The 18551-nt window shown below is 61.5% G+C and carries 15 protein-coding genes and 1 pseudogene; 9 read left to right on the forward strand and 7 right to left on the reverse strand.

Features of this window, described 5'->3' with window-relative positions; translation table 11 throughout:
• The first annotated feature begins 2 nt into the window (after positions 1–2).
• The 5 genes and pseudogenes from manD (at position 3) to uxuA (ending at position 6316) form a co-directional block, all read left to right on the forward strand.
• Entirely contained in the window at positions 3–1214 is a 1212-nt protein-coding gene (gene manD, locus AC515T_RS12615; RefSeq protein ID WP_496532746.1) for a D-mannonate dehydratase ManD, read from the forward strand.
• Positions 1215–1267: 53 nt separating this feature from the next.
• Positions 1268–2299: a Zn-dependent oxidoreductase gene (locus AC515T_RS12620; protein WP_496532747.1), complete on the forward strand. Its 1032-nt coding sequence runs from the start codon at positions 1268–1270 to the stop codon at positions 2297–2299.
• A gap of 70 nt (positions 2300–2369) precedes the next feature.
• Positions 2370–3662 (forward strand): MFS transporter, encoded by a 1293-nt coding sequence (locus AC515T_RS12625; RefSeq protein WP_496532748.1) that lies wholly within the window; start codon positions 2370–2372, stop codon positions 3660–3662.
• Positions 3663–3679: 17 nt separating this feature from the next.
• Positions 3680–5137 carry a mannitol dehydrogenase family protein gene (locus AC515T_RS12630; RefSeq protein ID WP_496532749.1) on the forward strand — a complete coding sequence of 486 codons (1458 nt, stop codon included), beginning with the start codon at positions 3680–3682 and terminating at the stop codon, positions 5135–5137.
• A 16-nt stretch (positions 5138–5153) separates the two neighbouring features.
• Positions 5154–6316: pseudogene (gene uxuA / locus AC515T_RS12635) on the forward strand (mannonate dehydratase).
• A gap of 200 nt (positions 6317–6516) precedes the next feature.
• On the opposite strand, the gene AC515T_RS12640 reads toward uxuA, so the two are convergent.
• A complete protein-coding gene (locus AC515T_RS12640; protein WP_496532750.1) occupies positions 6517–6795 on the reverse strand; it encodes a fructose-bisphosphate aldolase in 279 nt (92 codons plus the stop codon).
• 887 nt (positions 6796–7682) lie between these two features.
• Positions 7683–10292 carry a bifunctional aconitate hydratase 2/2-methylisocitrate dehydratase gene (gene acnB, locus AC515T_RS12645; RefSeq protein ID WP_496533127.1) on the reverse strand — a complete coding sequence of 870 codons (2610 nt, stop codon included), beginning with the start codon at positions 10290–10292 and terminating at the stop codon, positions 7683–7685.
• A 405-nt stretch (positions 10293–10697) separates the two neighbouring features.
• Here acnB and AC515T_RS12650 point away from each other — a divergent pair, with 405 nt between their 5' ends.
• Positions 10698–11168, forward strand: coding sequence for a DUF1289 domain-containing protein (locus AC515T_RS12650; protein WP_496532751.1), 471 nt, complete (start codon positions 10698–10700; stop codon positions 11166–11168).
• 193 nt (positions 11169–11361) lie between these two features.
• Here the strand turns inward: AC515T_RS12650 and AC515T_RS12655 are convergent, their stop codons facing one another.
• The gene (locus tag AC515T_RS12655; RefSeq protein ID WP_496532752.1) at positions 11362–12225 is read right to left on the reverse strand and encodes a universal stress protein; all 864 of its coding nucleotides are present in this window, start codon (positions 12223–12225) and stop codon (positions 11362–11364) included.
• A 178-nt stretch (positions 12226–12403) separates the two neighbouring features.
• Here AC515T_RS12655 and AC515T_RS12660 point away from each other — a divergent pair, with 178 nt between their 5' ends.
• Positions 12404–13009 carry a MiaE family protein gene (locus AC515T_RS12660; protein WP_496532753.1) on the forward strand — a complete coding sequence of 202 codons (606 nt, stop codon included), beginning with the start codon at positions 12404–12406 and terminating at the stop codon, positions 13007–13009.
• A gap of 135 nt (positions 13010–13144) precedes the next feature.
• Here AC515T_RS12660 and AC515T_RS12665 read toward each other — a convergent pair whose 3' ends face one another.
• The 3 genes from AC515T_RS12665 to AC515T_RS12675 form a co-directional block, all read right to left on the reverse strand.
• Complete coding sequence (locus AC515T_RS12665) at positions 13145–13633, reverse strand: GFA family protein (RefSeq protein ID WP_496532754.1); 489 nt, start codon at positions 13631–13633, stop codon at positions 13145–13147.
• Positions 13634–13823: 190 nt separating this feature from the next.
• Positions 13824–14450, reverse strand: coding sequence for a DNA-3-methyladenine glycosylase family protein (locus tag AC515T_RS12670; protein WP_496532755.1), 627 nt, complete (start codon positions 14448–14450; stop codon positions 13824–13826).
• Between the two features lie 23 nt (positions 14451–14473).
• Entirely contained in the window at positions 14474–15556 is a 1083-nt protein-coding gene (locus AC515T_RS12675; RefSeq protein ID WP_496532756.1) for a bifunctional transcriptional activator/DNA repair enzyme AdaA, read from the reverse strand.
• A 146-nt stretch (positions 15557–15702) separates the two neighbouring features.
• Between AC515T_RS12675 and AC515T_RS12680 the strand changes: the two genes are divergently transcribed.
• Complete coding sequence (locus AC515T_RS12680) at positions 15703–16191, forward strand: hypothetical protein (RefSeq protein WP_496532757.1); 489 nt, start codon at positions 15703–15705, stop codon at positions 16189–16191.
• A gap of 78 nt (positions 16192–16269) precedes the next feature.
• On the opposite strand, the gene AC515T_RS12685 is transcribed toward AC515T_RS12680, so the two are convergent.
• Positions 16270–17724, reverse strand: a complete 1455-nt coding sequence (locus AC515T_RS12685) for a TrkH family potassium uptake protein (protein ID WP_496532758.1) — start codon at positions 17722–17724, stop codon at positions 16270–16272.
• A 175-nt stretch (positions 17725–17899) separates the two neighbouring features.
• On the opposite strand from AC515T_RS12685, the gene AC515T_RS12690 reads away from it, so the two are divergent.
• Positions 17900–18487 (forward strand): LysE family translocator, encoded by a 588-nt coding sequence (locus AC515T_RS12690; RefSeq protein WP_496532759.1) that lies wholly within the window; start codon positions 17900–17902, stop codon positions 18485–18487.
• The last annotated feature ends 64 nt before the right edge of the window (positions 18488–18551 follow it).

Here is an 18551-nt window from a genome sequence, read left to right on the forward strand (position 1 = left end):
TTATGAAAATCGTTGAAGCGCGTGTCATTGTCACCTGCCCGGGTCGCAACCTGGTCACGTTGAAAATCGTCACCGATGAAGGCCTCTACGGCATTGGCGATGCCACCTTGAATGGCCGCGAACTGGCGGTCGTCGCTTACCTGGAAGAACACGTCCTGCCCGCGCTGATCGGCCGCGATGCCCACCGCATCGAGGACATCTGGCAGTACCTGTATTGCGGTGCGTATTGGCGCCGGGGGCCGGTGACCATGACCGCCATCGCCGCCGTCGACGTAGCGCTGTGGGATATCAAGGCCAAGGCCGCGAACATGCCCTTGTATCAATTGCTCGGCGGCAAGAGCCGCGAGCGGGTGATGGTCTATGGGCATGCCACCGGCAAGGACATCGAAGGTTGCCTGGACGAAGTCGCCCGTCACGTCGAGCTGGGCTACAAAGCCGTGCGTGTGCAATGCGGCGTGCCCGGCATTGCCACCACCTACGGCGTCGCCAAGCGCAGTGGCGAGCGTTATGAGCCGGCCGACAGCGACCTGCCGGCCGAACACGTCTGGGACACCGCCAAATACCTCAACTACGTGCCCAAGCTGTTCGCCGCCGTGCGCGAACGCTTTGGTGATGACCTGCATATCCTCCACGACGTGCACCATCGCCTGACGCCCATCGAAGCCGGACGCCTGGGCAAGGCCGTGGAACCGTACAACCTGTTCTGGCTGGAAGACTGCACGCCGGCCGAGAACCAGCAGAGCTTTCGCCTGATCCGCCAACACACCACCACGCCCCTGGCGGTTGGCGAAGTGTTCAACTCCATCCATGACTGCCGCGAGCTGATCCAGGAGCAGTTGATCGACTACATCCGCACGACGCTGGTGCATGCCGGCGGCATTACCCATGTACGGCGCATTGCCGATTTCGCCGCGCTGTTCCAGGTGCGCACGGGCTTTCACGGCGCCACCGACCTGTCACCGGTGTGCATGGGCGCGGCCCTGCATTTCGATACGTGGGTGCCCAACTTCGGCATCCAGGAACACATGCCTCACGAAGACCGCATCGATGAAGTCTTCCCCCATGCCTATCGCTTCGAGGACGGCCACTTCACCCCGGGCGAAACGCCGGGGCATGGCGTCGACATCGATGAAGACCTTGCCCGCCAATACCCCTACAAACGCGCCAGCCTGCCGGTCAACCGTCTTGAAGACGGCACGCTCTGGCATTGGTAAGGCGGTTTCAACCCTTTGAGGAAACGGGGCGAATACCCCGTCAGGAGTGACCGATGAAAGCGTTTCAGGTAAGAGCACCCTTCGAATTCGGTCTGGCCCAGGTCGACCGGCCCGAAGTCGCCCCCGGCGAGGTCCAGGTCGATGTGGCGTACGCCGGCATCTGTGGCTCGGACATGCACATCATTCATGGGCAGAACGCATTCGTGCGTTTCCCCCGCGTCACCGGCCATGAGTTCTCCGGGGTGATCCGGCAAGTCGGGGAAGGTGTCGAGCACCTGCAGGTGGGCGACCGGGTGTGCATCGATCCGGTGATCAGTTGCGGCACCTGTTATCCCTGCCGCATTGGCCGGCCCAATGTCTGCACGCGACTGCAAGTGATCGGCGTGCACCGCGACGGCGGCTTCAGCGAGCAGGTCTGCGTACCCGCCGAGAATGCGCACCGCTTGCCCGATTCGATGTCCCTCAGTCACGGCGCCCTGGTCGAGCCTTATTCCATTGCCCTGAACGTGCTCGATCGCATGCAGCCGCAACCGGGCGACAGTGTGTTGATCTACGGCGCCGGGGTGATCGGCCTGACCCTGGTGCAGATGGCCAAGGCGTTGGGAATGACTGACATCACCGTCACCGATGTCATCGACAGCCGCCTGGAGACCGCGCGTGCGCTGGGCGCCAGCCGGACCCTCAACGGCCAGCAAGTCGATGTCGAAGCGGTGATGCGTGAGCTGACTCAAGGCGAGGGCGTGCCATTGATTGTCGATGCCGCCTGCATCCCGGCGCTGATGCCGCAGATGGTGCGCCTGGCCTCGCCGGCCGGGCGCATCGGATTGCTGGGCTTCACTGCCACGCCCAGTGATCTGGTGCAGTTGGAAATGATCAAGAAGGAATTGACCCTGGTGGGCTCGCGGCTCAACAACCGCAAGTTCCCCCGGGTGATCGAACTGATTGCCGGCGGCCAGTTGCAGGTCCAGGACCTGATCAGTCATCGCGTCACCTTCGACGAAATGCCCGGTGCCATCGACCTCATCGAAAAACACCCCGAGCAAACCCGAAAGGTACTGGTGGAACTGACGAACGCCCACCACTGATCTTCCGACCTTATCGTGCCCGAGTGCGGGCACCCTCACCGAATAAACACAACAAGCGGGAGGCTCCACCATGTTTGGTCAAGGACGTAGCTTAATCATCATCATGCTGTTCCTGGCCGGGGTCATCAATTACCTCGACCGGTCGGCATTGTCTGTGGCGGCGCCTTTCATCCAGAAGGACTACGGTCTGAGTACGGGTGAGATGGGCATGATCTTCAGCAGTTTTTTCGTCGGCTATGCCGCCTTCAACTTCATCGGTGGCTGGGCCGCCGACCGTTACGGCGCCAAGACCACGTTGCTGTTGGCCATGGTCTTGTGGTCGCTGTTCAGCGGCCTGACCGTGCTGACGGTGGGCTTCGCTTCGCTGGTGCTCATCCGGATCCTGTTCGGCATGGGCGAAGGGCCGCTGAGCGTCACCACCAGCAAAATGGTGAACAACTGGTACGCCCCCAAGCGCAGGGCGCGGGCGATTGGCGCGTCGATGTCCGGCACGCCGCTGGGTGGGGCGATTTCCGGGCCGGTGGTGGGCTTCATCGCCGTCACCTACGGCTGGAAGGTGTCGTTCATTATCATCATGTTGGTCGGCCTGATCTGGGCGGCGGTCTGGTACAAGTTCGTCAAGGAACGGCCCGAAGGCGAGGGCGCCGAGGATATTCTCCGGGCCGAGGGGCAGAGCGAGCTGGCGGCACAACCGGTGTTCCCACTGCGCTTCTACCTCAAGCAGCCGACGGTGCTGTTCACTTCCCTGGCGTTCTTTTCCTATAACTACACCTTGTTCTTCTTTCTGACCTGGTTCCCCAGCTACCTGACCATGGCCCACGGCTTGAACGTCAAGGACATGAGCATCGCCACGGTCATTCCCTGGGTTCTGGGTTTCCTCGGCTTGGCCCTGGGTGGCTTCATCTCCGACTTCGTGTTCAAGAAAACCGGGCGGATGATGTTCTCCCGCAAAGTGGTGCTGGTGACCTGCCTGCTGGCCTGCGCCGTCTGCATCGCCTGTGCCGGGATGGTCACTACCTTGTATCCGGCGGTGATTCTCGTCGCCTTGGCGGTGTTCTTCCTGTACCTCACCGGCGCTATCTACTGGGCGATCATCCAGGACACCGTCCCGGCGGCGCGAGTGGGCGGCGTCAGTGGTTTCATGCACTTTCTGGCCAACACCTCGGGCATCGTCGGCCCAACCCTGACGGGCTTCCTGGTGCAATTCACCGGTTCGTTCACCAGTGCCTTCCTGCTGGCGGGGTTGTTGACGGTGATCGGTGCCGTGTGTGTGGCGCGCTACGTTAAACCGCTGTCGGTGGCGGACACCGGCAACGCGGCGGCACAAAGCCCGCAACCCGCTTCGGCCCTGAGCCGTTCCTGAACAGAAGGAGTGAGTCGATGCCTGTTGTGAAACGTGTGCCTTGCACCGGTACTGCAGCGCAGATCGGTATCGTGCACCTGGGCCTGGGCGCGTTTCATCGCGCGCACCAGGCGGTCTACCTGCAACGCCATCTCAATCGCCATGGCGAAAGCGAGTGGGGCGTGTGCAGCGCCAACCTGCGTTCCAATCGCACTTTGGTCGAGCAATTGCGCGAGCAGGACGGTCGCTACCATGTGGCCGAGTACCGCGACCGCGAGCAGGTGACGCTGCGCGAGATCGGGGTGTTGCGCCAGGCCTTGTACGTGGGCGAGGGCGGTGAGGAACTGGAACAGTTGCTGCAGCGCATGGCCGCGCCGCAAACGCGGATCGTCACGCTGACTGTCACCGAAAAAGGTTACTGCCTGAGCCCGTCATCCGGGCAGTTGCGCCGGGAAGATCCGACGATTGCCCATGACATCGCCCAGCCACACACGCCGCGCTCAGCCCCCGGTATTGTCCTGGAGGCCCTGCGCCGACGCCGCGCCGCGGGTATCCCGGCCTTCACTGTGTTGTGCTGTGACAACATGCCCGACAACGGCCAACGCACCCGCCAGGCGGTCAGTGCGTTGGCGGCGTTGCAGGATGAGGCGCTGGCGCAGTGGGTCGAGCAACAGGTGGCGTTTCCCAGTTGCATGGTCGACCGCATCGTGCCGGCCATGGACGACGAATCCTTCCGCCGGCTGGAGCAGCAACTCGACTGCCATGACCGTGCGGCGGTGGTCTGTGAAAGCTTCAGCCAGTGGGTGATCGAGGATCGCTTTCCCCTCGGCCGCCCGGACTGGGAAGTGGAGGGCGTGCAGATGGTGGACGACGTGCGTCCGTTTGAAACGATGAAGCTGCGCATGCTCAATGGCAGCCATTCGTTGCTGGCCTACGTAGGGTTGCTGGCCGGTCATGAGTCGGTCTTCGAGGCCGTCAGCGACGTGAGGCTGGCGCGCCTCATCGCGCGCTACATGGCCGAGGAGGCCGCGCCGACCCTGGACATGCCGGCCGGCATCGATCTTTCGGCGTATGCCCACGATCTGCAGGCACGCTTTGCCAACGACAGCCTGCACCATCGCTTGCGCCAGATTGCCATGGACGGTTCGCAGAAGCTGCCGCAACGCTGGTTGCTCGGCGCGCAGCAATTGCTCGATCAGGGCCGCGGCATCGACTGTACCGCGTTGGGCATCGCGGCATGGATCCACTACTGCACGCAGCCGTTGCCCGGTCGTGCGGCGCACGTGGTTGACGATCCGCTGAGCGCCACCTTTGTCGATCTTGCGGGACGATTCGAGGGCGCATCGCGGGTCGATGCGGTACTCGACCTGCACGAAGTCTTCCCGCCGCCGCTCTCGGCTCGCTCAGCGTTTCGCGACGCCGTGCACCGCGCCTACGGCGTCTTGACCCGCGATGGCGTGGACAGCCTGTTGCACGCCCTCGCCGCATCCAACTGATAAAAAGGAGAAGAACATGGAACAGACATGGCGTTGGTTTGGCCCCAAAGACCCGATTTCCCTGGCAGACATTCGCCAGACCGGTGCGACAGGCATCGTCACCGCGCTGCACGAGATTCCCAATGGCCAGGTGTGGCCGGTGGACGCCATCGCAGCGCGCAAGCAGATGATCGAAGCGGCAGGCCTGAGCTGGTCGGTGGTGGAAAGCATTCCGGTGCACGAAGACATCAAGCGCGGCTGTGGACGGCGTGACGAGTACATCGCCAACTACCAGCAAAGCGTGCGCAACCTGGCGAGCTGTGGCATCGATATCGTCTGCTACAACTTCATGCCGGTACTGGACTGGACCCGAACCGATTTGTCTTTTGAGCTGGCGGATGGCGGTTGGGCCTTGCGCTTCGATCAAACCGCGTTTGCCGCCTTCGACCTGTTCATCCTCCAGCGCCCGGGGGCGCAGGCTGAATACAGCGCCGAGGACATCCAGCAGGCCAAGGCCTACGTCGAACAACTGACGCCGGCCCGGCGCGAAACCCTGGTCAACACCCTGATCGCAGGCTTGCCCGGCGCCGAGGAACACTACAGCCTGGACAACTTCCGTGATTTGCTGCGGACCTACGCCGACATCGACGAGGCCAAGTTGCGCGAACACCTGGGGTACTTTTTGCGCGCGGTGATCCCGGTTGCCGAGGAGGTGGGGGTGCGCATGGCAATCCATCCGGACGACCCGCCCCGGGCACTGCTCGGCTTGCCCCGCATCCTGTCCACCGCCGAAGACGCCCAATGGCTGCTGGATGCCGCGCCCAGTCCGGCCAATGGCCTGACGTTCTGCACCGGCTCCTATGGCGTGCGTGAAGACAACGACCTGGTGGCGATGGCCAAGCACTTTGCGCCGTTCATCTACTTCACCCACCTGCGTTCAACCCGCCGGGAAACCGACCCACGCAGCTTCCATGAAGCCCATCACCTGGATGGCGACGTCGACATGGTCGGAGTCATCAGCGCCTTGGTGGCTGAAGAGCGCCGACGTGAACGCGAAGGCGGCCCGCGCCCGACCATGGGCATCAACTGCTGGACGACCAGCACCGCAAAAGCAACCCCGGCTACTCACTGATCGGCCGCCTCAAGGGCCTGGCGGAAATCCGCGGCGTGGAACTGGCCGTGCGCCGACAACTGGGTTAGGCAACAACACGCACGCCCTGTGGGTCAGGAACCCCGTGGCGAGGGAGCAAGCTCCCTCGCCACGGAAGGTAAATCCCTGCGAGATTCTCGGGTTAACGCCATTCCCCTGTGGGAGCGAGCCTGCTCGCGAAGCGGTATTTCAGCCTACAAAGATGTGGACTGTGCCGCCGCATCGCGAGCAAGCTCGCTCCCACAATGGCTCAGCCTTCGAGCCCGCGCCGCTCGATCACGCCAAACACATCCGCGACATCCTGCACCAGGATCCGGGCGACATTGGTGAGGGTGTTGATGTCGCTCGTTGCCGAGTCACGCAGGCTGCCGCACGCCACCAAGGTCAGGTAATCGAGCGTGGCGTGCAGGCGTTCGCTGGCACAGGCATGGAGTTCGGGGAGCAGGGCTTGGGTGTCGATCAGCAGGACGGGGTGGGTGGTGGCGGTTTGGGTGAGAGGTGTGAAGCGGCTGGATGAGTGAGTTGTCATGAGGTTGAATTCCCTTTAAGAAAAAAGAAATGCCACCTTCTTGCTGCGAATCAAATGGGTGGCAGTTGCGCGAGGGTTCGCAGACCGAGGAAAAGAATCCAAAAACTCGGCAGACCCGAAAGTCTCCCGCGCACAACCGCCATAAAATGAACGCGGGCAAGTTTGCCTGAATTTCATTTGACGGTATTAGATATTTTTCATCGAGGGCTGCGAAACCCAGCCACCGGCCAAAGCCAGCGACGAACCCAACTATAGAAGTCGATTCCGGTCCCCACAACCGACCTGTAGGACGCCCCCGCACCCCGTGGTGAGAGAGCTTGCTCCCGCTCGACTGCGCAGCAGTCGCAAAACCGGCCCCTGCGCAGTACCTGGCGAAAAGAGGCGCCTGGTTCGGGGCCGCTTCGCGCCCCAGCGGGAGCAAGCTCCCTCGCCACGGGAAGTAGATTCCTACGAGATTTTCGGACCGCTTTTGGCCGCGCCACAAAATGCCATAAGGCATCCGCATGCCTTGTGGCAAGGGACACCCTCTCACCCAAAACCGGCTTGGTTCCCCTGTGGGAACGAGCTCCCACAGGTTTTGCGGTGCATAAGGGGTTTGTGCGAGGTGCCGAGTGGTGGGCAAAGCGCTTTTGGTTACTTTTGGCTGGTCCGGCTCCCGGCTCTTCCAAAAGTGACCCGCTGTAAGAGCGGAGCCGCCAGCAGCCGTTACCGCAGCAACGGATATGTCCCCAACAAAAAGGCACTTTCCCTCCCTCGAAAAACCGCCGCTTTTGTGGGAGCGAGCCTGCTCACGATAGCGATGGCTCGCCGGGCATAGAAATAAAAAGGCATAAAAAAACGCCGCCCCTCGCAAGAAGGGCGGCGTTTTCAGTCGGGCGTTTTAAGCTTTAGGCTTGAACGACCGGGATGTTGGCGTTTGCAGCCGCTTCACGGAACTCGGCGATCTGGTCGAAGCTCAGGTAGCGGTACACGTCCGCTGCCATGCTGTCGATCTTGCCGGCGTATTCCATGTACTCCTCGACGGTCGGCAGGCGACCCAGGATGGAGGCTACGGACGCCAGTTCGGCCGAAGCCAGGTAGACGTTCGCGCCGTCACCCAGACGGTTCGGGAAGTTACGGGTCGAGGTGGACACCACGGTGGAGTTCGGCTCGACGCGTGCCTGGTTACCCATGCACAGCGAGCAGCCTGGCATTTCCATCCGTGCACCGGCCTTGCCGTAGATGCCGTAGTAGCCTTCTTCGGTGAGCTGGTGAGCGTCCATCTTGGTCGGCGGCGACAGCCACAGACGGGTTGGCAGCTGACCCTTGACCTGCTCCAGCAGTTTACCGGCGGCGCGGAAGTGACCGATGTTGGTCATGCACGAACCGATGAACACTTCGTCGATCTTCTCGCCAGCAACGCTGGACAGCAGACGGGCGTCGTCCGGATCGTTCGGCGCGCAGAGCACAGGCTCGCTGATGTCGGCCAGATCGATTTCGATGACTTCGGCGTATTCGGCGTCGGCATCGGCTTCCATCAGTTGCGGGTTGGCGATCCAGGCTTCCATCGCTTGAGCGCGACGTTCCAGGGTACGTGCATCACCATAGCCTTCGCCGATCATCCAGCGCAGCAGGGTGATGTTCGATTGCAGGTACTCGGTGATCGACTCTTTCGACAGCTTGATGGTGCAACCGGCAGCCGAACGTTCGGCCGAGGCGTCGGACAGTTCGAAAGCCTGCTCCAGGGTCAAGCCTTCCAGGCCTTCGATTTCCAGGATGCGGCCGGAGAAGGCGTTTTTCTTGCCTTTCTTCTCGACGGTCAGCAGACCGTTCTGGATGGCGAAGTACGGAATGGCATGAACCAGGTCACGCAGGGTGATGCCAGGTTTCATTTTGCCTTTGAAGCGCACCAGGATCGATTCCGGCATGTCCAGCGGCATGACGCCGGTGGCAGCGGCGAACGCGACCAGGCCGGAACCGGCCGGGAACGAGATGCCCATCGGGAAACGGGTGTGCGAGTCACCACCGGTACCCACGGTGTCTGGCAGCAGCATGCGGTTCAGCCACGAGTGGATGATGCCGTCGCCCGGACGCAGGGAAACGCCGCCGCGGGTCATGATGAAGTCAGGCAGGGTGTGGTGGGTGGTCACGTCGATCGGCTTTGGATAGGCCGCGGTGTGGCAGAAGGACTGCATCACCAGGTCAGCCGAGAAGCCCAGGCATGCCAGGTCTTTCAGTTCGTCACGGGTCATGGGACCGGTGGTGTCCTGGGAACCCACGGTGGTCATTTTCGGTTCGCAGTAGGTACCAGGGCGCACGCCTTGGCCTTCCGCCAGACCGCAAGCCTTGCCGACCATTTTCTGCGCCAGGGTGAAACCCTTGGTGCTTGCAGCGGGCGCTTCAGGCTTCTTGAACAGATCGAACGGTGGCAGACCCAGCTCGGCACGGGCCTTCTCGGTCAGGCCACGGCCAATGATCAGCGGAATACGGCCGCCGGCACGGACTTCGTCCAACAGCACCGGGGTCTTCATTTCGAAGGTGGTGATGACTTCGTCGGTACCGTGCTTGCAGACTTTGCCGGCATGCGGGTACAGGTCGATCACGTCGCCCATGTTCATGTTCGAAACGTCGAACTCGATAGGCAGTGCGCCGGCATCTTCCATGGTGTTGTAGAAGATCGGAGCGATTTTGCTGCCGAAGCAGAAACCGCCAGCGCGCTTGTTCGGCACGTAAGGGATATCGTCGCCGAAGAACCACAGCACCGAGTTGGTCGCCGATTTACGCGAGGAACCGGTACCGACCACGTCGCCGACGTAGGCGATCGGGAAGCCCTGGCCGCGCATCTCTTCGATCTGCTTCATCGGGCCGGTCTTGCCTTGCTCGTCCGGAACGATGCCGTCACGGGCCATTTTCAGCATGGCCAGGGCGTGCAGCGGGATGTCCGGGCGGGACCAGGCGTCCGGGGCAGGGGACAGGTCGTCGGTGTTGGTTTCGCCGGTGACCTTGAACACGCGCAGGCTGATCTTGTCGGCCAGCACCGGGCGCTTCTTGAACCACTCGCCGTCAGCCCAGGATTGCAGCACGGCCTTGGCGTGAACGTTGCCGTTCTTGGCTTTTTCAGCCACGTCGTGGAAGGCATCGAACATCAGCAGGGTGTGCTTGAGTTCTTCGGCGGCGACTGGCGCCAGCTCGGCGTCGTCCAGCAGTTCCACCAGGGTCACGATGTTGTAGCCGCCCTGCATGGTGCCGAGCAGTTCGACGGCACGCTTCTTGTCCAGCAGAGGGGATTGGGCCTGGCCCTTGGCCAGGGCGGACAGGAAACCGGCCTTGACGTAGGCGGCTTCGTCGACTCCAGGCGGAACGCGATTGGTGATCAGGTCAACGAGGAAAGCTTCTTCGCCAGCCGGAGGATTTTTCAGCAGCTCGATCAGGCCTGCGGTTTGTTCGGCGTTAAGCGGCTGGGGAACGATACCCAGGGCTGCACGCTCTTCGATATGTTTGCGGTAGGCTTCAAGCACAGTTATTACCCTCATCAGTGGTCCCAAATGGGTGTCCGGGACGCTCATCCAGAAACCACGGTACTCATGCGCGTCGCAGGCTTTTTGAGCCACTACGCCAGAGTTTCCGGGGTTCCTCACAGAAGCTGCTTTCAAAGTTTTACGCCTGCAGAACGGGAGCTGATGAGGGTTGGCGTCGGGCTTTCCCCGCTGGAAAGACCCTTCGCCAACACCGCTCTGAAGGAACGACTGTGCTCGTGACGCTTTGAAAACAGCTTCTAACGGACATTGGCGCCTTAAAAGGCTGGCTGATTCTACGGGAAAAAAAAATTAAAGGTAAGTTGGGCGCTCAAGTTTGAGGGGTGATCAATCTTAGACAAAGGGCTAACATGCCAGCCTGTTCTGCTTTTGCGTGTGCTTTTCCTTATGCCCAACCAGCTCATCAAGACCCCCTGCGTCGGCCTTTGCTCCACTGTCTATGGTGACCTGGTGTGCCGTGGCTGCAAGCGGTTCCACCATGAAGTGATTCACTGGAACGGCTACAACGAGGAGGAAAAACGCGCGGTGTGGATGCGCCTCGAACAACTGTTGGTGCAGGTGATGGTGGCCAAGTTGGAGGTTTTCGACCCCGGGTTGCTGCGCCAGCAACTGGAATCGCGCAAGATCCGTTTTGTGCCGCACCAGTCGGAATACTGCTGGGCCTACCAATTGATCGCCCGGGGCGCACGGGTGATCAACAACCTGGAAGCCTACGGCATGGTGTTGATGCCGGAGTTCCGCGATTGGGACCTGCCGGACCTGCGCGATGCCATTGATCGGGAGTTTTTCCTCCTGTCCGAAGCCCATTACCAGCGCTACATCGCGCCGGGGTTCCTGAAGGATGCGATCGGCGGCTGACCCCCACCCTGTGTGCAAAGGGGCTTCTGTGCCAGAGAGCTTTTTGTGGCGAGGGAGCTTGCTCCCGCTCGGCTGCGCAGCAGACGCCTGGATTTTTCAGGGCTGGACATTTTCAAGATCAAGAGCGAGGGTCGCTTCGCAACCCAGCGGGAGCAAGCTCCCTCGCCACAAGAGCGTTATTGCCAGCCTCTGTTTATTCCTTGACCGCCAACTCCACCAGATGATCCTCGACCTCCTGGGGCTTGAGCACCAGCACATCGCTTTCCAGCGTATCGAGCACGGCCTCGGCGGTGTTGCCGATCAGCACCCCGGACAACCCTGAGCGGGCCACGGTACCGATCACGGTCACCGCCGCCTGCAGCTTGCGCGCCATGTACGGAATCAGGACGTCCGCCGGGCCTTCTTCGATGTGCAGGTGCTGGTCGTCGATGTCGAACTCGGCCTGGAACGCCCGGCATTGTTCGCGATACCGGGCCTCGATGGTTTCCTTGAGCTGGAACGTCGGGTCGGCGGACGAGAGCATTGGCGAGGGATGGGCGCTGATCACATGCAGGTGCGCCTTGGCGAGGAGGGCGATGTCATAGCCATGGTCGATGATGGTGGAATGCAGGTGGCGATGCTCGCCGTCGGCATTGCCAACGTCGATGGCGGCCAGGATCACCTTGTCTTTCCAGGAACCGGCGGTTTTCACCAGCAGCACCGGGGTGGGGCAATGGCGTAGCAGTTTCCAGTCCGCCGGGGTCAGCAGGGCCTTTTTCAGCGGGCTGTCGGGAAAGTGCTGTTTGATCACCAGCCCGCAACCTTCAGCCTGCTGCACGTCGATGATGGTGTCGTGGAGACTTTCGTTCCAGGCTTGCTCGGTGGTGACGCTGTAGCCGTCGGCCAGCAGTGCGGTCTTGAGCACGCCGAGCAGGCCGGCATGGTCGTGCTTTTTGTCGCACACCAACAGATGCAGGTGGGCCTGGGTCACACCGGCGATCAGTTTGGCGCGCTTGAGCGCCAGGCTTTCCGAATGTTCGGGCTCAATGACCACCAGGATGCTGCGAATGGCTTGCATGATCGGCGTTCTCCTGCAATGAAAAGGCTGGTGTTGCTCAACTATAGTTGTTATGAGGCAGTCTAGTTGTTGTGGGTGAGTGGTCGACTTGATGCATATCAACGGCGGCGGCTGGTGGTCTGGAGGCAGGCCGGTATAATCGGCGCCCTTCGCTCGACTACCTTTGCCCGTGAGCCCCATGACTCTTCCCGAAATTCACGAATTCCTTGGTTGCCGCACCCCCGATGCCTGGGTCCAGGCCGCGCTGGGCGACCAGGAAACGTTGCTGATCGACCACAAGAACTGCGAATTCAAGGCGGCCAGCACCGCCCTGAGCTTGATCGCCAAATACCATTCCCACGTCGACCTGATCAACCTGATGTCGCGCCTGGCCCGGGAAGAGCTGGTGCATCACGAGCAGGTCATGCGCTTGATGAAAAAACGCAAGATCGGCTTGCGCCAGCTCTCCGCCGGGCGTTATGCCTCGGGACTGCGCAAGGTGGTGCGCAGCCACGAGCCGGTCAAACTGGTGGACACCCTGGTGGTCGGCGCCTTCATCGAAGCCCGCAGTTGCGAGCGTTTCGAGGCCTTGGTGCCGCACCTGGACGAGGAACTGGGCAAGTTCTATTTCGGCTTGCTGAAAAGCGAAGCCCGGCATTTCCAGGGCTACCTGAAACTGGCCTACCAGTACGGTGACGCCAAGGACATTGCCCAGGTGATCGGCAAGGTCCGTGAGGCCGAGCGGGAATTGATCGAATCGCCGGATGTGGAGTTTCGGTTCCACAGTGGTGTGCCTGCGGCATAGGGGAGTTTGTCCTGACGCCATCGCGAGCAAGCTCGCTCCCACAGGGGATTTTCTGTGTGGATACAATTTGTGGACACTGAAGATCAACTGTGGGAGCGAGCTTGCTCGCGATGAGGCTCTATGCAGCGCTACCTCTCAAACGGTCAGCCCCAGGCGCTCATGCCACTGGGCAATCGACTCTTCGGGGTAGACCTCGAACTGCTGGTCCCCCGGACGCGCCTCGACCTCCACCCACGGCGCCTTGGAACCGAGCATCAAGTGGGTGTGCTCCGGCGGTACCGGCAGTGGTGTGTCGATGGCTGAGGCAAACGGGTGAACCAGTTCCGGCCATTCGGGGCTGAACAGCCACAGCCCTGAACCGCACAGGGAACAGAAATGCCGTTCGGCACTGCTGCGGTGGGCGCGTTTATCGCCCTTTTCCTTGAGCCGCGCATGGTAGATCGAGATGTGCTTGCGACCGCGCACTTTCAGGCTTCGGGCATCGCCTCCCAGGTTGATCGCATAACCGCCGCCGCCCTGGGTCTTGCGACAGATCGAGCAGTAGCAGCGTTGATAAGGGTAGGGATGGGCACAGGCCAGGCTGAACGACACGGCGCCGCAGTGGCAGGATCCTTCGAGCTGCATGGGAACCTCCGATTAGGGACTCTAATGACTCTGGACAGCCTGGGCGGCCCGATGTTCTGGGCCGTTGAAGGTATGACGGATGGGCGGACGCCATCGCGAGCAAGCTCGCTCCCACAGGGGATCTGTGTCGGTCATAGATCTTCTGTCCACTCCCGATCAGTGTGGGAGCGAGCTTGCTCGCGATGAACGATTACGCGGTCTTGAGGTTGGGCACTCGCCACAAATACCACGCCGCCACCGTCCGATAAGGGCTCCAGGCCAGGCCGATCTCGACCATCTGTTTGCGGCTGGGCTGTTGCGCCAACCCTTTGAGCCGGCGATAACCCTCGCGTACCCCAAAGTCATCGGCCGGCAGGATGTCGGGCCGCTCCAGGCTGTAGATCAGTAGCATTTCCACGGTCCAGCGCCCGACGCCGCGCAGGCTGACCAAGCGTTCGATCAACGCTTCGTCCTCCATCGCCCGCGCCGTGGTGTAATCCGGCACCACCCCGTCCAATGCCGCTTGGGCGATGCCCTGGATGGTCGCGATCTTGCTGGCGGAAAATCCACAACCGCGCAATTGAGCAACGTCTGTCGCCAGGATCTGTACGGGTGTGGGGAATGTCTGCGCCGGGAACAACGCCAGCAGCCGACCCAGAATCGCATCGCCTGCCTTGGCGTGCAGTTGCTGGTAGGCGATCGCCCGGACCAGGGCCTCATAGGGATCGCGGGCCGGCTTGGGTTGCAGCAGGCAAGGGCCGATCGTCTCGACATGCTGTCGCCAGTCTTCGTCGAGATTGGCCAGGAAGGCACTGGCGTCGTGGTAGGGCACAGGCATCAGGTGTTCATTCTCCGGGGCACTCAAAACGCCAGGGGCAGTGAAACCTGCACCGCGGCTTTTTCCAGCCGCAATAGAAACGCCTTGCGCGGCTGGCCGCCACCATAACCGGTCAACGAGCCATCCGCACCGATCACCCGGTGGCAGGGAATGACGATGGCCAGGCGATTCTGCCCGTTGGCCAGGCCCACGGCGCGGCTGGCACCGGGGCTGCCCAGGGCTGTGGCGATGCCGCCGTAGCTGCGGGTTTCGCCGTAGGGAATCTTTTGCAACTGCGCCCAGACCCGCACGGCAAAGGCGTTGCCGGGCATGTGCAGCGGGACGTTGAACGTGGTGAGCTTGCCGGCGAAATAGTCGGCCAGTTCGGTTTCGATCTGTTGCAGGTGGGCGTTGTGCCCCGGTGCGACCGTGTAGCCGTAACGTTGCTGCAGTTCTTCCAGCTCCTTGGTCAGGGCCGGGCGGTCGAGGAATTCCAGCAGCACCAGACCCCGTCGTTCGGCCATGGCCAGCATCGGCCCCAATGGCGTGGTCAGGCGAGTGAACAGCAAGGGTTCGCTGAGGGCGGCGCGACCCGGCGTGATGTGGAAGGATTTGACGAAGGCGTCCCGAAAGCCGCTCAACGATTCATAACCGGAATCGAACGCGGCATTGTCGATGGACGTGCCCTCCTTGATGCCGCCCAGGGCGATGCCCAGGCGACGGGTGCGCAGGTAGGCGTGAAAGGTCATGCCGAAATGTTGCTTGAACCAGCGGCGCAATTTCAGCGGTTCGATGCCTTGCTCCAGCAGCAGGGCGTCGGTCCAGCGCAGGTCGGGTTCGGCGTCCACCGCTTTGAGCAGCGCCTGGATCCAGTCCGGCGCAATGGCCGCGGCGTCCAGCGGCTTGCAGCGCAGGCAGGCGCGGTAGCCGGCCGACATGGCTTCGTCGGCGTGGGCGTAGAACTCCACGTTCTCCGGTTTCGGCTTGCGCGCGGTGCAACTGGGGCGACAGAAAATGCCGGTAGTCTTGACCGCAGTGAAGAACACCCCCTCGTAGGCGGTGTCTCGTTCGAGCATGGCGCGGACCATCTCGGCGTGGGGCGGGAGCAACGAGTCTTGTCGGTTCATGGGGCAGAGCATAGAACCGTGCCCTGGACGACTCCACCGAAAAATCGACAGTGAATTTTCCGTACGCTCGGTCGGATGCTCATGAACAAAAATTGAACCTTTGAGTCTTAAAGGTTCACCCGCTGTTTTTGTCTTTCGGAGACATCATGTCCACACATAGGAAATCTCTCATTGCCGTTGCTGTCTGTGCCCTGGCGTTAGGTGCCTCGGCGTTACTGCCTGCCGACCTGTCGCCTATCGGTTCGAGCTATGCCGCAGGCGGTGGCAATGGCGGCGGTGGCGGAAACGGTGGAGGAAACGGCGGTGGCAATGGCGGTGGCAATGGTGGCGGTCACGGTGGTGGAATTGGCGGTGGCCAGGGCCACGACAAGTCCGGCGACTCCCGCGGCCTAGGCAAAGGATTGGCCAGCGACCACGCCGGCACCCGTACCCGCGATCATGGCTTGAGCGGCAAGCACACCGGCGCCACCCGTACCGATCGCGCCAGCAAGGCCTCGCTGACGTCGACCATCGCCAAGGACCGTGATACGCGCGGCCTGACCAAGGCGTCGGCGATTTCCACTGCGACGCCAGGCACCCACAACACCAAGGGATTGACCAACGCGACCAGCTCTTCGATCAAGAACGACCGCTGATCGCTTGAAAAAAAGCCGCGACGCCTGTTCATGGCGTCGCGGCTTTTTTGTTTGTCTGTTTTGTCTTACCCGAAGTGTTCAATACCTCCAGAACACCGGCGTGAACAACACCAGCACGGTCAGGATTTCCAGCCGACCCAGCAGCATGCCAATGGTCAGCAGCCATTTGGCCGCGTCCGGCAAGGTCGAAAAGTTGCCGGCCGGGCCGATGATAGTACCGAGCCCCGGTCCCACGTTGCACACGGCGGTGGCCGCGCCGGTCAGGGCGGTTGTCCAGTCCAGACCGATCAGCGCCAGACCCAGGGCGATGGCGCCAATCGTGATGGTGAAGAAAAACGAAAATGTCAGCAGCGAGCGGACGATTTCTTCATCGATGGGGTGGTTGTTGTATTTTTTTCGGATCACCGCCCGGGGGTGGATCAGTTGTTTCAAACTGCCCATCAGCAGCGCCCCGGCGACTTGAAAGCGAAAGATTTTCAACCCTCCGGCCGTGGATCCCGAACAGCCACCCACGAACGTCAAGTAGAAGAACAGCAACAGCGCGAAGCTGCCCCACAACGTGTAATCGCCCAACGCCACGCCAGTAGTGGTAACGACAGAGGTGACGTTGACCGCCACGATGCGAACCGCGTCCCACCACCCGTGGTCGCTGTTCAGGCTCAACCAGGTGCCGACCACGAGCCAGGTAATCACCAGAAATCCGATGAAGCCCCGAACTTGCTGATCCTTGAGCAATGCGCGCCTGTTTCCCCGCAACGTCGCTACATACAGCGTAAAGGGCAGCGATCCCGCCATCATGACAACGACGGATACCCAATGAACGGCCGGTTGAGGCCAGTGCGCCAGGGACGCATCGGAGGTTGAGAAGCCGCCGGTGGAAATCAGGGACATCGCATGATTGATGGCCTCGAAGGGGGTCATGCCGGCCAGCCACAGCGCCAAGGTCGCGAAGGCGGTCAATGTGACGTAGATCCACAGGATGTAGTTGGCCGCGACGTGAGAGCGCGGCGTGACTTTCTCCGACCAGTCCGATGATTCGGTCTGGAACAGGCGCATGCCGCCGACCCGAAGCAGCGGCAGGATTGCCACGGCCATGCCGATAAAGCCGATGCCGCCGAGCCAATGCAACATCGAGCGCCAGATCAACAGGCCGGGAGACGCGGTATCCAGCCCGGTCAGGATGGTCGAGCCCGTGGTCGTGATGCCCGACATGGTCTCGAAAAACGCATCGGTATAGCTGATGTGCTGGATGAACACCATCGGCAAGGCGGCGAAGGCGCACACGAACACCCAACTGGCGGTGGTCAGCAGGTACATCTCCCTGGGGCGCATCTGAACATGGTCCGGTCGTCCTCGGGCGTCCAGTGCGATACCGCAGACGAAGGTAATCAGGCTCGACCAAAGAAACGCCGACAAATCATCGTTGCGCTCGTAGAGCATCAGCGTGAACAGCGGAATCGCCATGCTGATCGCCAGGGTAATCAGGAAAATGCCGAGTATGAAGCCGATGAGACGCAGAACCGCAATGGACATGAATAACGCCTGATTCAATGAGCTGCACAGTATCGATAGGGGAAATGAGGTACTGCGTAAAATTTGCGTAAAAAATTGAGCTTGGACGCTCAACAGGCAAGGCAGTTTTCTTCAATACCCGCAGAGGCGGCCCCTTTACCTTGGGGCCTCTTTCCTTGAATGAAGAAGGTATGTGATGAGCTTGATATTTTCCATGGCGGCCTTTGCCTTGGTGGCCTCCATTACACCGGGGCCGGTCAATATCGTCGCCCTCAGTTCCGGGGCGCGGTACGGGTTTCGGGCCACATTGCGCCATGTTGCCGGCGCCACCCTCGGGTTCGTCCTGTTGCTGGTGCTGATGGGGTTGGGCTTGCATGAAGTGTTGCAGCGCTGGCCGGGGATGACCCGAGTGGTGCAACTGGGCGGCGTGGCGTTTCTGTTGTTCATGGCCTGGAAACTGGCGATGGACAACGGTCATCTGGATGGCGAAGACGCCGGACGGGCGCCCTCGATGTTCCATGGCGCGCTGATGCAATGGCTCAACCCCAAGGCCTGGCTGGCCTGCGTGGCGGGGATGGGGGCATTCGTGGCCGATGGCGAGGCGCGACTGGTGTGGCAATTTGCGGCGATTTACTTGGTGATCTGCTACGCCTCGGTGGGTTGCTGGGCCTATGCCGGCAGCTTCCTGCGTACATGGCTGGGCAATCCGGCGACCCTGCGCCTGTTCAACCGGGCGATGGCGGTGTTGTTGGTGGCCAGTGCGGTGTATCTGTTGGTGCCTTGAGCTGAAGTGGGCGGCAACCTTGCATCTGAGAAGAAAGCGCTGTTTTGGCTGCAGTCCGCGCTTT

This window comes from Pseudomonas sp. FSO-7, from assembly GCF_059579345.1.